Origin of the sequence: Gillisia sp. CAL575 (assembly GCF_000403785.1) — a bacterium.
In the GTDB taxonomy this organism is placed as follows: domain Bacteria; phylum Bacteroidota; class Bacteroidia; order Flavobacteriales; family Flavobacteriaceae; genus Gillisia.
This window is the reverse complement of record NZ_APHJ01000019.1, coordinates 193,189-206,837: the sequence shown is the minus strand read 5'-3', so window position 1 is coordinate 206,837 and position 13,649 is coordinate 193,189. Positions and strand designations below refer to the sequence as shown.

Annotated in this window: 16 protein-coding genes and 1 tRNA gene; 8 read left to right on the top strand and 9 right to left on the bottom strand. The window is 33.8% G+C overall.

Annotated features, from left to right (window positions below; genetic code table 11):
• Window positions 1–97: 97 nt before the first annotated feature.
• Complete coding sequence (locus I130_RS02285; protein WP_034918666.1) at window positions 98–1,489, bottom strand: dipeptidase; 1,392 nt, start codon at window positions 1,487–1,489, stop codon at window positions 98–100.
• A 145-nt stretch (window positions 1,490–1,634) separates the two neighbouring features.
• On the opposite strand from I130_RS02285, the gene I130_RS02280 reads away from it, so the two are divergent.
• Window positions 1,635–1,716 (top strand) — tRNA-Leu (locus I130_RS02280).
• A 92-nt stretch (window positions 1,717–1,808) separates the two neighbouring features.
• On the opposite strand, the gene I130_RS02275 is transcribed toward I130_RS02280, so the two are convergent.
• The 3 genes from I130_RS02275 to I130_RS02265 all read right to left on the bottom strand — a co-directional run bounded on the left by I130_RS02275 (window position 1,809) and on the right by I130_RS02265 (window position 4,540).
• Complete coding sequence (locus I130_RS02275) at window positions 1,809–2,543, bottom strand: LVIVD repeat-containing protein (RefSeq protein ID WP_034918661.1); 735 nt, start codon at window positions 2,541–2,543, stop codon at window positions 1,809–1,811.
• Between the two features lie 4 nt (window positions 2,544–2,547).
• Entirely contained in the window at window positions 2,548–3,060 is a 513-nt protein-coding gene (locus I130_RS02270) for a hypothetical protein (RefSeq protein ID WP_034918657.1), read from the bottom strand.
• Window positions 3,061–3,436: 376 nt separating this feature from the next.
• The gene (locus I130_RS02265; protein WP_034918653.1) at window positions 3,437–4,540 is read right to left on the bottom strand and encodes a hypothetical protein; all 1,104 of its coding nucleotides are present in this window, start codon (window positions 4,538–4,540) and stop codon (window positions 3,437–3,439) included.
• A 288-nt stretch (window positions 4,541–4,828) separates the two neighbouring features.
• Here I130_RS02265 and I130_RS02260 point away from each other — a divergent pair, with 288 nt between their 5' ends.
• From I130_RS02260 to I130_RS02245, 4 genes are all read left to right on the top strand, one after another.
• Complete coding sequence (locus I130_RS02260) at window positions 4,829–5,752, top strand: alkaline phosphatase (protein WP_034918651.1); 924 nt, start codon at window positions 4,829–4,831, stop codon at window positions 5,750–5,752.
• A 156-nt stretch (window positions 5,753–5,908) separates the two neighbouring features.
• A complete protein-coding gene (locus I130_RS02255; protein WP_034918966.1) occupies window positions 5,909–6,394 on the top strand; it encodes a GyrI-like domain-containing protein in 486 nt (161 codons plus the stop codon).
• A 32-nt stretch (window positions 6,395–6,426) separates the two neighbouring features.
• Complete coding sequence (locus I130_RS02250) at window positions 6,427–6,921, top strand: nuclear transport factor 2 family protein (RefSeq protein ID WP_034918647.1); 495 nt, start codon at window positions 6,427–6,429, stop codon at window positions 6,919–6,921.
• A gap of 123 nt (window positions 6,922–7,044) precedes the next feature.
• A complete protein-coding gene (locus tag I130_RS02245; protein WP_034918643.1) occupies window positions 7,045–7,752 on the top strand; it encodes a TerC family protein in 708 nt (235 codons plus the stop codon).
• A 21-nt stretch (window positions 7,753–7,773) separates the two neighbouring features.
• Here I130_RS02245 and I130_RS02240 read toward each other — a convergent pair whose 3' ends face one another.
• Window positions 7,774–8,352 carry a DUF1989 domain-containing protein gene (locus tag I130_RS02240; RefSeq protein WP_034918638.1) on the bottom strand — a complete coding sequence of 193 codons (579 nt, stop codon included), beginning with the start codon at window positions 8,350–8,352 and terminating at the stop codon, window positions 7,774–7,776.
• Window positions 8,339–8,956 (bottom strand): FMN-binding negative transcriptional regulator, encoded by a 618-nt coding sequence (locus tag I130_RS02235; protein ID WP_034918634.1) that lies wholly within the window; start codon window positions 8,954–8,956, stop codon window positions 8,339–8,341. The genes I130_RS02240 and I130_RS02235 overlap by 14 nt, the downstream gene beginning before the upstream one ends.
• A gap of 449 nt (window positions 8,957–9,405) precedes the next feature.
• Between I130_RS02235 and I130_RS02230 the strand changes: the two genes are divergently transcribed.
• Window positions 9,406–9,846, top strand: a complete 441-nt coding sequence (locus I130_RS02230) for a hypothetical protein (RefSeq protein WP_034918962.1) — start codon at window positions 9,406–9,408, stop codon at window positions 9,844–9,846.
• Window position 9,847: 1 nt separating this feature from the next.
• Here I130_RS02230 and I130_RS02225 read toward each other — a convergent pair whose 3' ends face one another.
• From I130_RS02225 to I130_RS02215, 3 genes are all read right to left on the bottom strand, one after another.
• Complete coding sequence (locus I130_RS02225; RefSeq protein ID WP_034918630.1) at window positions 9,848–10,093, bottom strand: SemiSWEET family sugar transporter; 246 nt, start codon at window positions 10,091–10,093, stop codon at window positions 9,848–9,850.
• 25 nt (window positions 10,094–10,118) lie between these two features.
• Window positions 10,119–10,640 carry a DUF421 domain-containing protein gene (locus tag I130_RS02220; protein WP_034918625.1) on the bottom strand — a complete coding sequence of 174 codons (522 nt, stop codon included), beginning with the start codon at window positions 10,638–10,640 and terminating at the stop codon, window positions 10,119–10,121.
• Between the two features lie 100 nt (window positions 10,641–10,740).
• Window positions 10,741–11,589, bottom strand: coding sequence for an SDR family oxidoreductase (locus I130_RS02215; RefSeq protein WP_034918620.1), 849 nt, complete (start codon window positions 11,587–11,589; stop codon window positions 10,741–10,743).
• Window positions 11,590–11,693: 104 nt separating this feature from the next.
• Here I130_RS02215 and I130_RS02210 point away from each other — a divergent pair, with 104 nt between their 5' ends.
• Together I130_RS02210 and I130_RS02205 are read left to right on the top strand one after the other, a co-directional pair.
• The gene (locus tag I130_RS02210; protein ID WP_034918617.1) at window positions 11,694–12,380 is read left to right on the top strand and encodes a glycerophosphodiester phosphodiesterase; all 687 of its coding nucleotides are present in this window, start codon (window positions 11,694–11,696) and stop codon (window positions 12,378–12,380) included.
• Between the two features lie 47 nt (window positions 12,381–12,427).
• The gene (locus I130_RS02205; RefSeq protein WP_034918614.1) at window positions 12,428–13,642 is read left to right on the top strand and encodes an NAD(P)/FAD-dependent oxidoreductase; all 1,215 of its coding nucleotides are present in this window, start codon (window positions 12,428–12,430) and stop codon (window positions 13,640–13,642) included.
• The last annotated feature ends 7 nt before the right edge of the window (window positions 13,643–13,649 follow it).

Here is a 13,649-nt window from a genome sequence, read left to right as displayed (position 1 = left end):
AAAATAGGCTTGTCACATTGAGCTTGTCGAAATGTGCTTTATAACAAAAATAAAGCTTCGAAAAGCTCCGATTGACATAAATAGATTAATGTGACTCTTACTTCTTTGTCATTTCTGTAAAATGCTTGTAGAATAAAGGAATCGTCTTAATTCCTTTTAAATAGTTCCAGATCCCAAAATGTTCATTTGGTGAGTGAATAGCATCACTATCCAATCCAAAGCCCATTAAAATAGTCTTACTTTTTAATTGCTTTTCGAAAAGTGCCACAATAGGGATACTTCCTCCACTTCGTTGCGGAATTGGTTCTTTCCCAAACGATTCTTTATAAGCATTACTCGCTGCCTGATACTCTACAGTATCAATTGGCGTAACATAAGCTTGTCCTCCATGATGAGGTTTTACTAATACTCTAGTTCCTTTAGGCGCAATACTTTCAAAGTGTTTTTTGAATAACTCTGTGATCTCCTTCCAATCTTGATTCGGTACCAATCGCATACTAATTTTAGCAAAAGCTTTACTAGCAATTACAGTTTTAGCACCTTCACCTATATATCCACCCCAAATACCATTTACATCTAATGTAGGTCTTATGGAATTACGCTCATTAGTAGAATATCCTTTTTCACCATAAACATCTTCGATATCTAAAGCTTCTTTATATTTTTCTAAAGAAAATGGCGCTTCTGCCATTTTCGCACGTTCTTCTTTGCTCAGCTCCTCTACCTTATCATAGAATCCAGGAATGGTGATATGATTGTTTTCATCAGTTAATGAAGCGATCATTTTTGTTAGCACATTAATAGGATTTGCAACTGCTCCACCGTACAATCCGCTGTGCAGATCTCTATTTGGACCAATAAGTTCAACTTCAACATAACTTAATCCGCGTAATCCTGTAGTGATAGAAGGTGTGTCTTTTGCGATCATTCCAGTATCAGAGATCAAGATCACATCGTTGGCTAACTTTTCTTTATTCCGTTCTATAAACCAACCTAGACTTTCACTTCCAACTTCTTCTTCTCCTTCTATCATGAATTTCACATTACAAGGAAGACTCCCTGTCTTGGTCATATACTCCAAGGCCTTTACATGCATATACATCTGTCCTTTATCGTCACAAGCTCCACGAGCAAAGATGGCTCCTTCAGGATGAACCTTAGTATTTTTAATTACCGGTTCAAATGGCGGACTATCCCAAAGTTCGATAGGATCTGCCGGTTGCACATCATAATGACCGTAAACTAATACTGTTGGAAGATCTTTATCGATTATTTTTTCTCCAAAAACGATTGGATATCCCGGAGTTTCACAAATTTCTACTGAATCACATCCTGCTTCTTTCAAAGCATTCTTTACCGCCTCGGCAGTATACAAAACATCCTTTTTATAGGCAGGGTCTGCACTTACAGAAGGAATCTTAAGTAATTCTATAAGTTCTTCTATAAACCGATCTTTATTTTCTTCAACATATTTATCTAAATTCTTCATGCTTTTTATTTTGAAATCAGGTAAAGGTAATAAATTGATATTTTCTTGTTGGACTATTTGAATATTCAAACATTTATGTATATTTGCAGCCGCTTATCTAGGTAAGCATTTTTATAACGAGTCCTAAGTGTTGTAAAATGGAAATGCGGGCGTGGTGGAATTGGTAGACACGCCAGACTTAGGATCTGGTGCCGCGAGGTGTGGGAGTTCGAGTCTCCCCGCCCGCACAAAGAAAAACCTTCAGAGAAATCCGAAGGTTTTTTTCTTTTTAGATGTTTTCCAAAAACGTAGATTTTTTAAATATTACATTCAACAGCATTTAAAAATCAATTGAACTCTTAAAAACTATATCCTCCATATCTTCTGGATTTAGCAAATATTGACTTAGTGACTTTTCTCCAATAATAAATAAATCGTTGTTTCGAATAATAAGATCGAAGGCGTCTTCTTCAATTCCACCAACAAGATCTGGTTGTGCTGGGTTGGTAACATCAAAAATGCGTACTACATTTTCATCCGTAACCAATAAATAATTTCCATAAAGACCTAGACCAATAGGACGATCTAGAGTAATTGTTGTTAATAGTTCTGGTCTTAAAAGATCTTGAGTATTATAAATTTCTAACTGATTAACATTCCCGGCGCAACCTGCATTAGTATGTAGTGTTACATAGGTATAATCGCCAGAAGAGACCACAGGATCGCAACTGCGTACATGTTCTACTTTAGATAGCTGAAGCGGAAATTTCGGATCGGAAATATCAAAAATAAACATTCCAAGGCGACTACCAACAAATAAATATTCATCTAAAGAATAGAGAGTTTCCATATCAAAACCTATTTGTTTAGTACCTATAAAATTTGGTTGCTCAGGATTAGAAATATCAAAGATTCGTAGAGATTGATCATCTACCGTATATAAATAATCACCCACTAATGAAAATCTCGCAAGGGATCCTCCAGAACCGTCTACAGAGTTGGGAAGTGAATTATCACCTTCAGCATCACAACCAATCATCAAAATGGAAAGACAAAGTATTATAATTTTTTTCATCTTCTTAGTTTAGTTGTTGATAACCTATTACAATTTCATTTTCTGGAACATTGTAAAATGAGGGTTCAAGTCCTTCTGGGGATCGTAATTCAGGAAAAACATTTCGCTCCCTATGTACAATATTTAAGGTATTTGAATTTAACGAGTAGCTAAAAGCAACGAGATCTACGGCATGATGTACATATAAAATATTGTTCCTAATAGCCAGGTCTGTAGCCAATGGAATCTTCAAAAAAGCAACCGGATTAGGCTGAGTTGGATCGGAATTATCTATAATATGGAAGCCTTCTCCCAATTCATTTAAATAAATAAGATCATCTTTAACATATATTTTACCCGAGTTAATTACTGGGCGTTCCCCTAAAATACTAATACTCTTTTCAAAATCATTTCGAGATTGAGTTATGGGCTCATAACTACTTCTCATTCCAGGATAATCATCATCATCATCATGATTTGTGTACCAACAAGATTGCAAAAATAATAGTAATGAGAAACAGAGGAGCAGTTTTTTCATATGGCGGTTTTTTATTCAGAAAGAATATTTCCAAAAAATCAATATTATAAAAAGTGCAGGGTCCCTAAATATAATTAAATTTTAATTACAATTGTTATCCTAAACTTATAAATAGGCAGGAAGCAACTTTTATGATGAAATCACATTATACAGAAAACAACTAAACGCAGCTATAATTGCTATTTAAAACACCTAACGGTAGAGCCTACAAATTATTAAATCCGTATATATATATGCTTTCAAAGATGTGTTTTTTTTTTAAATCCATCTCCCAAATTTGAAGTTCTTATTTCAAAGTTTGGACCCTCAACCGAATCGAGATCTTAAAAAGATAATTAAATTTAAAACTTAAATTTTTTAAAAATCGAATATATTCTTAAAGTTCCTTCTCTTTGAATGTATCATTAAGCTTTTTAATAATAGCCCTAATATCTTCAATTTTCCGTTCTCCACCTTTATATTCTTGTAACAACTGAGGTTGTTGCTCTAACAAAGCTTCCATCATATTATCCGTTAGCTCAGTAATAATACCTGTTTGACTGTCTAATATAATACCTCGTAATTTAGTTGATGCCAATGTTCCTACCATTCCAAAAGCTGCAGAAACATTCTTATTATCATACTGGTCTTCAAAATAGACGTACCTACCAAAAAATTTAGATTTAATAAAATATTCAGCTAGAGTATATTTAAAAACATTTAGATAGATACTTTCTCCATCTGAATATCCAAAAAGATTTTTAATTCGCTTTTTAGAATTTGGATAATACACCATATAATGTTCGAACTTCTTAGTTTCGGCAATTAGTTTGGCATTATATGCTAGAGTATCTTTAGGGGAATTACTTATAAGATCATTAAAATTGTAATACAATCCTTTTTTTAAGCCTTCAGAGAAATCTAATTTCTTATTAGTTCCTTCAAGATTTGCCGTTGGCAAGTCCTTCAACTCTCTCTGGTCAACTACTACAGAAACTTCATTAATAATCTGTGTTAATGCTTCCAAAATCCTCTCGTCATGTTTATTGGAAACGTCTAGACCTTTTCCTTCTACTTTGGCAGCATAATTCCCTAAGCTGTATTGAATTCCATCTATAGATTTTAAAAATTCAATTTCCACCTCACAAGTGCCAACTTCAGTCATTGTGGTAGTCCTTTCAGAAATATAGAGTTTATGTATAATTGCTGAAAGCTCTTCTTTATTTTCGGCAGGGGGAAGCAATAGGTAAAATGTGTTTTGTAAATGTGGTACAAAATCTTCAATAAAGTTGGCAACTACTTGCTTATTAAATGCGCCTTTTTGTGTTACACCAATTCCATTTTTTGAAATTCGGTTATCTATAACTTCGGAAATATAAAAATCTGAAACTAATAATTTTTCCTTTGGCTGAAGCTTTACCAAATAAGTATCTTTTTGGCACATCCCTTTAAGGGAAATTATAGAAAAGAATAAAAACAAAACAAATTTAACTGAAGTCATATATGTTTAAACATTAGAGTTTTAAGGTATAAACTTACTTATTAAACTGATTCATTTTTATTTATTTTCAAAAATAAATTCCCAACAAAATGGTGGGTTTCCGAAAGAAGAGCCAAATATCTCTGTTGAAAATTGCATTTAAAAAATCTAGCTTCTCTAAAATTCTTAACTTTTTAATAATTTTCTTTCCAGGTATGCGTTTTGGCCAATATAGCAACAACTCTTCGGTTTTAAATTAAAAACAAAATTGGTTAAATTAGCACACATTCAATCACTTAAATTTTCTTGATGTTCAAAAATCTCCTGAAGCAATTTTCAATACTCAGCTTAATAATTACGTTAATTTCCTGCAGCAGTTCCCAAACAGTCATTTCTCAAGAACAAAATATTCAGCAGGCAAAACACGTGATCCTAATTGGGGTTGACGGTTTTGGAGCCTACGCATTCGAAAAAGCGAAAATTCCGAACATCAGAAAAATGATGAAAAATGGAAGCTATTCCTTAGAAGCAAGATCGGTGCTCCCTTCATCTAGTGCCGTAAATTGGGCTTCTATGCTTATGGGCTCTGGTCCAGAGTTGCATGGATTTACCAAATGGGATAGCAGAGAACCTGAATTACCATCAGCAAATCTTGGAAAAAGCGGAATTTATCCTACTATCTTTAGTTTGATAGACACTCAGTTACCAAAAGAAAAAACAGGAGCTATTTATACTTGGGGTGGAATTAGAAATCTTTTTGAAAGAGAACTTGTGGAACTAGATTATAACGGGGAAACCGACACTAAAACAGTAGAAAAGGCTACGAGCTTTATAACTGAAGAAAACCCAGTTTTTACTTTTATTCATTTAGATGATGCCGATCATACAGGACATAAACTTGGTTTCGATTCCCCTGAATATTACAATGAAATTGAAAAAATTGATGAACTTATTGGTGAAATGATTAATAGTATCGAGGAAAAAGGTCTTCTAAAAGAAACAATTATTATAATAACTGCAGATCATGGTGGTGATAGAAAAAGCCACGGCGGAAAAACCTTGAAAGAAGTACAAATTCCATGGATTGCCTATGGTAAAGGAATATCAAATCAAGGAAAAATGAACAGCACTATAGTTACCTACGATACAGGAGCTACGATTGCTTACTTACTTGGCCTTGAGATTCCAGAATTTTGGAGAGGAAAACCGGTTAAAGAAAGTTTGATTAAATAATATAATCTGAACACGTCTTTATTTCCTTCGATTTAAATTAAATTAGATGAAATAATTTTCAGAAACTATTTTACCTTCCATTAGCATTTAAAAATGCTGAATAAGAAAGACTTCAACTCAATTATGGTAAAGACTAAGCAGTTTTATTAAATGTATATGCCAGAACCAATAAGAATAGAGAATATCTCGCAAATAAAACTAGTTGGAAAACGGAAAATCATGTCCTTCTCCAGCAATCAGACACCAAGTCTGTGGAAAAGTTTTATGCCCCGAAAAAAGGAAGTTTTAAACACTTTAAATGCTAATTTATACTCTATTGAAATTTATAAGCTGCCAAACTTTTTTGAAGATTTTGATCCAACATTAGAGTTTGAAAAATGGGCTGCAGTGGAGGTTTCTAATTTCAATAGAATTCCTTCAGAAATGGAAAGTCTAATTATTCCTGCTGGCAAATATGCGGTTTTTAAATATAAAGGAAAAGGCAGTGAAGCTTCAGTTATATATAAAAGTGTCTTACAAGATTGGTTACCAAATTCAGAATTTCAATTAGACCATCGGCCGCATTTTGCTGTGATGGGTGAAAAGTATAGAAATGAAGATCCAACTTCTGAAGAAGAAATCTGGTTTCCTATCAAGGATTAATGATGTTTTCAAATTTTAAAAGATCAAACAACATGAGTACTAAATCCGTTTTTAAATTATGCATTTTTCTCATTAGTTCTACGTTAGTTTCCTGTTCTACATTTCAGCCTTCAAAAGAAAATATTACAAAGGAATATGTTCCTGATAATACAGATTTATATAAGGAAATTGTTGCAATGGATGCAGAATTCTTTAATGCTTATAATCGCTGTGATATGAAAAGGCAAGAAGAAATATATTCAGATTCCATAGAATTCTTCCATGACCAGGGTGGATTAATGACTTCAAAAAAGGATATTTTAGAAGCTACAGAAAAGAATATCTGCGGAAAAGTAACTAGGCATTTAGTTTCTGGTAGCATAGAAGTGTATACAATAAAAGGTTTTGGAGCAATAGAATTTGGAAAACATACTTTCAAAAATAATGAGGAAAGTGCAGATACTCCTTCTCAAATAGGAAAGTTCGTAATCTTCTGGGCAAAAATAGATGCTAATTGGAAGATTACCAAAGTGGTTAGTCTACACTAATTGAACTTTGATTTTACAAAAAAAATAAGTTCAATTTTTATAGTTTCTTTAATATTTGGCTGAATTTTGATTTAGAATATTTCAGTAATTTTCGTGCTTCTTAGCAACTAATAGAACTTTTAAATGGAAATATTCCTTCAGCCTGATGCATGGATAGCACTTCTTACCTTAACCTTCATGGAGATTGTTTTAGGGATAGATAACATTATATTTATTTCCTTAGTTGCAGGTAAGTTACCCGAACATCAACAAAAAAGAGCAAGAGTTGGTGGACTTTCCGCAGCTTTAATTATGCGGATTCTTTTGCTTCTAAGTATTACTTGGATTATTGGGCTTACCAAACCAGTATTGACATTAGGAGAATTTGAATTGAGCTGGAGAGATCTTATTTTAATTGCTGGTGGAGTTTTCTTATTGATTAAAAGCACATTGGAGATACATCATAAAGTAGAAGGACATACAGATGAGCATACAGTAAAAAAAGTGAGTTCTTTTAGTGGTGCTATTGTACAAATAGTATTATTAGATATTATTTTCTCCTTCGATTCTATATTAACAGCAATTGGTTTAACGGAACAATTATTACTTATGATTATTGCCGTGATGATCTCCATTATAGTAATGATGGTCTTTGCGAAGGCAGTTGGAGATTTTGTTAATAAGCATCCTACAATCCAGATCTTAGCTTTGTCTTTCCTTATTTTAATTGGCGTAATGCTAATTGTAGAAGGTGCTCACTACCATGTTCCTAAAGGCTACATTTATTTTTCAGTTTTCTTTTCTTTAGCTATCGAGATGTTAAATATGAGATTCAGAAAGAAGAATACGTAAAGTAGAGAGAGAACATTCTAGTTATTCTAAAATTTCATAATGAATAGGTTTAAAACTACCGTTATTGCTGTCCTCTGCAGAACAGGCCGTCAATGCTACAATTAAATCCATTTGAGCTTGAAATAATACATAATCTCCTGCTTTACTCAAAGGCGGATCCACACTCAACTTTCCATCTGCAGCAAATTGTACATTCATAAAAATATTGAAGGCTGTAGGCACATCATCTGGCTGGATGTCAAATTTTTCCAGATTGGTATATAAGTTCTCAAAACAGCTTGGATGATACTCTGGATTTTTATACATAATCTGGAAAGTCTCCGGGCTGCAAGGCGCTAAAAGAAAATCATTTCTTCCGTTGGTGTCTTCTAAAATTTCCATCATTTTTCTACTTCTATTACTCCACAGGAAATCTCCCTTTGTAATAAGAATACTTTCCTCAAAATCTAATGTTTTTCCTGAAGAGATCTTCTCGCGAGTATCTTCAGAATTAAAAAGAACCATATCACTCACCTGTTCTCCTTGAGGATCTACAACTCTTAATTTCTGACCTTTCTTTAATGAAAATGCAGCTCCAGTTTGTTTTTTAATTACTTCCATTATTTTCTTCTCTAATATTTTTACTCAATTCTTTACTCAAAGCATCTCCTTCATTTAAATGAGTGATCACAGATTCTACATCCTTTTTATTATATGATTGATGCAGTTTTGCTACTCCTTCAATTTTAATTGGCTCGGCCCAAAATCCCGTTATTAAAGGAAGATGATCCTCTAACATTTGCTTTGGAATATCATTATAATATAATGGATTTGCCTGATTTTTTTCGAACCTGTGTACTAGATTCAGTAAAGAAGTTTGTAGCTCTTCATTTGTTTGCAATTTCAATTTAACATTGACATGCACTGCTGAATAATCCCAAGTGCTTATATCTTTATCTTGATACCAAGAAGAGGAAACATATCCATGAGCTCCTTGAAAGATCATTAAAGCCTCAACCTCATCTTTTAAAAATTCAAGTTGTTCATTATGGTTGGCTATATGCGCGTATAATTTATAATTCTGAAAATTTCCTTCAATAAGAACCGGGATGTGAGTTGCCATAAGTCGTTCTCCTTTCAAAACAAAACTAGCGAATGGATGTTCATTTATAAAGTCGAATAAATATTCAGGATCTTGTTTCTTGTATTTCTTTGGCTGATACATGTATTACATTTTCTCTGAAAGAAACGGACATTTCTATTCTTCTCCAACTTTTCTTACATTGGATTAATTCTCATCACTATTTTCCCAAAAGTCCAAATGCATTTGATTTATAACTTCTCGTTATTTATTCAAAATATCTCAACTCTTACTATATTATTAAGGGCCAGCTCCCTAAATTTATCAGTTTGCCAATTTAGGTGAAGCGTACGTAATACAACTTACGTTCACTAATTATCCGGGCGAAAACCAAGCAAATAGCCAGTTACACAATTTTAAATTATCTTCATTGACAGCATCTATACTTAGGCATTTAGCTTTTGCATTGTTTATAAATACCAATTTCGAATTCTTGCTATTTTGTTCTGAAAAAGTAAATTTACAGACGCAATTATAATTTAAAAAGCCGTTTAAGAAATAATTAGTTTAACTTTTATAAAGATTAACAAGCTATGGAAATAACAAGATTATTAGTTGCAGGATTGGTTGCAACCTCACTTATGACAGCTTTTAGCTATATTATTTCCAATATAAGAAACAGGCAATTTAGAGAGCCTGAGCTACTAAATATTGTATTATCAAGATCAGACTTCTTTAGAATAGAGCTCTCAAAGAATAGCAGTGCGGGTTGGATATTACATTATCTTATTGGATGGTTGTTCGTAATAGTATTTAGATTGATCTGGAAATTAGATATCATTCCCATCTCTTTTCTGTCTGGTGGTCTATTGGGTTTTGCAGCAGGAATTATAGGTGTTTTAGGCTGGAAAATGATGTTTTTGTTAAGTAAGAATCCCCCAGACACAAATTGGGATGTTGAATATTATTCCCAATTAATTGTTGCACATATTATCTTTGGATTAAGTGTGGCCTTGGTTTACAATATTTGGTAGATCATTTTTTTCGATATCTTAACATCAGAAATAGCATTAATCCGTTAAGTGCCAATGAGACTCCATTAGTAGCAATAATGGGCATATCTTTTTGAGTAATTCCATAAACAACCCATAAAAAAACAGCAATTATTAGTATATTGAACATCCCTGGAGAAACATCTTCTACCTTTTTAGTTTTCCATGCCTTTTTAATTTGAGGAACTACTGATACGGTGGTGCATATTCCAGCCGCTAAACCTAAAATATCTGTCCATTCTCCATCTTCTAACTTATCTTACAACTCCCTGGATTATCCAATCTTCCAACTCTACATTTTCATCTTTAGTATGTAAAACCGATATGTCTCCCGTAGCTTCGAATATCACAGCTCTAACTTGTGAAAGTTCTAATACATTTGCCTCTCTTAATTTAGATCTAAGATCAGACTCTGTAACTCTTGCTTTTTTTAGATTTTCGTGCAGAATTTGTTTTCCATCCATTAACATTAGTGGATTATTATCTATAATTTTCTCTACGTGAGAAGATCGTCTTAAAATAGCAACAAAGATCTGAAGGATATATACCATTCCTAAGCCAACAACTCCTTGAAGTAAGCTAACTGATTTTGACAATATAGTACTCGCGAGGATAGACCCAATGGCAACTGTCATTGCAAAATCAAAACTAGACATCTTAGAAAAGCTGCGTTTCCCGGCAATTCTGGTAAATAAAATTACCGCTACATATATTCCAATTGCTGTGATACTAATTGCCAGCAGTGAAGTTCCCGATGCTTCAAACCATTTTTCCATCTTTTGTAATTCTAATTTTATATTTCAAGTTATCGTTTAATTTATAATTATCTAAATCTGGATTAATGTATTTCCCATTTTTGTAGTGATAAAGTGGCTATTAGCTCCCCACAACTTCTCCACCATTCACGTGTATTACTTGTCCTGTAACATAACTGCTATCCTCACAAGCAAGATACACAAATGCGGGTGCCACCTCACTTGGCTGCCCCGCTCTTCCCATAGGAGTATCTTTACCAAAATCTGTTACATCTTTAAAAGTAGAAGGGATCAATGGCGTCCAGATAGGGCCTGGAGCCACCGCATTTACCCTAATGCCTTTCTTCGCTAACATTTTAGAGAGTGATCTTGTAAAACTTACAATAGCTCCCTTTGTACTGGAATAATCTAACAAATGTTCACTTCCTCTATATGCGGTTACCGAAGTTGTATTTATTATTGTTGCTCCATTTTTTAAGTGTTTCATAGCTTCTTTTACCAAATAAAAGTAGGGATAGATATTTGTTTCGAATGTTTTATGCAGTTGTGCAGTACTAATATCTTCTATCTTGTTTTTTGGGTCTTGGAATGCTGCGTTGTTCACAAGAACATCTATACTTTTATATTCTTCCAGACATTTTGAAACTACAGATCTACAAAATTTATCGTCTTTTAAATCCCCCTCAATTATCAAACAGGACTGCCCTTCTTTCTCTACCAACTTTTTGGTTTCCAAAGCATCCTCATCTTCACTTAAATACACGATAGCAATATTTGCCCCTTCCCTAGCAAAGTGAACAGCTACACTTCTTCCAATTCCACTATCTCCACCAGTTATTAAAGCCGTTTTATTTTTAAGTTTATCGCTTCCTCTATAATTTTTGCTAATGATCTCTGGTTGAGGTTCTAATTTATATTCAAAACCAGGTTTTTCCTGATCTTGATTTTTAAAATCCTTCGTCTTTTCCATAAGCTCGCTCTTTTAATTTCAACCGTGAAGTTAAAAAGCAAGGCATTAAAAAAAATGTTAAGTAATGGTAAGACTTTCTAAACAAGTAGATATATATTTGAATTATGAATCCTATCTATAAAATTGGTCATCGCGGTGCGAAAGGACATTTAACTGAAAACACTCTGGAAAGTATCTCTCTTGCATTGGGAATGGGAATAGACGGAATTGAAATAGACGTCCATATATGCGCATCAGGAGAATTAGTGGTTTTTCACGATTTTACCCTAGATCGGTTGAGTGATGGTTTTGGAGAAATAACTACCAAAACCTATGAGCAACTTCAGCAACTAACTTTAAAAGGAGGCTATAAAATTCCTTTATTGACTGAAGTTTTAGATCTTATTGAAGGGAAATGTTCTATAAATATAGAGCTTAAAGGTTTACACACGGCAAAAGGTACCTGCGCTATTATATCTAAATATATAGATAAAGGCTGGGAATACTCTAGCATTTTGGTTTCCTCTTTTCAAGAGAATGAATTGCTCGAAGTAAAAAAGATAAACAGCAATATTCTTATTGCCATTCTTAGTAAAGCAAGTGTAGCAGAGGCAATGGAATGGGCCAAGGTTTTAAACGCCACCGCTATTCACCCATCTATTGGGATTATTACCAGACAAAGTGTTATAGATGCTCATAATGAAGGTTTTAATGTAAATGTCTGGACGGTGAACGAGCCGGAAGATATTGCCAGAATGATCGATTTTGGAGTTGATGGAATAATTTCAGATTACCCGGATAGACTTGCATAATTCGCTACTCTTAAATCTGCTAACTTTGCGCTTTCAAATTTTTCTGAATGAAATATGATATCATTATTATCGGGGGTGGTGCCGCAGGATTCTTTACCGCCATCAACGCTGCTGAATTAGCTCCAACTGCCAAAATATTAATTTTGGAAAGAGGGAAAGAAGTGCTTACCAAAGTGCGTATTTCTGGAGGTGGAAGATGTAATGTAACCCATGCAGAATTTACTCCAAGCGAATTAGTGAAAAAATATCCTAGAGGAGAAAAAGAGCTGCGTGGACCTTTTCATTCATTTATGACGGGAGATACGATCGCCTGGTTTGAAGAACGCGGAATTGAATTAAAAATTGAAGAAGACGGGAGAATGTTCCCTGTTTCAGATTCTTCGGAAACTATTATAGATTGTTTTCTTTCTGAAACTCAACGACTAGGCATCAAGATCTTAAAAAATCATTCTGTTCAGGATATAACTTTAGAAAATGAGCAATGGGTTGTAAAAACGAATAATGGCGATTTTTCTGCAAAAAAAATTCTTGTAGCTACGGGAAGTAATCCTAAAATATGGAAACTATTGGAAGGTTTAGGGCATCAAATGGAAACTGCAGTGCCTTCATTATTTACCTTCAACATAAAAGATGAAAGAATTACAGAGCTTCCGGGAGTTGCAACATTTGCTAGTGTGAAAATTCCAGAAATAAATATGGAAGATGAAGGTCCTCTCTTAATAACCCACTGGGGCTTAAGTGGCCCGGCAATCTTAAAACTTTCTGCATGGGGCGCCAGAGAACTGAATGATCTTGGTTATAAATTTAAAATTCAAGTAAATTGGCTAGCACATCAAAGTTCAGAAGAAATTCTAGAGCAACTTTTAGAACTTAAACTGAAACATGCGAAGCAACAGCTTTCAAAATACGCTCAATTTGAACTTCCAAAACGTTTATGGAAAAGCTTGGTGGTAGCTTCAGAAATAACAGAAACCGATATTTGGGCAGATATAAATAAAAAGCAATTAGTCACACTTAGCGAGCAACTTACAAAATCTGAATTTTCTGTAGATGGAAAAAGCACTTTTAAGGAGGAATTTGTAACTGCCGGGGGAATTAAGCTTAATGAGGTAAACTTTAAGACCTTTGAAAGTAAGCTTCAGAAAAATTTATATTTTGCAGGAGAGGTTTTAAATATAGATGCAATCACAGGAGGGTTTAATTTCCAAAACGCGTGGACTGGTGGATATTTAGCTGCAAAGGCAATGACTACTTCAGAGTAAAAGAGAT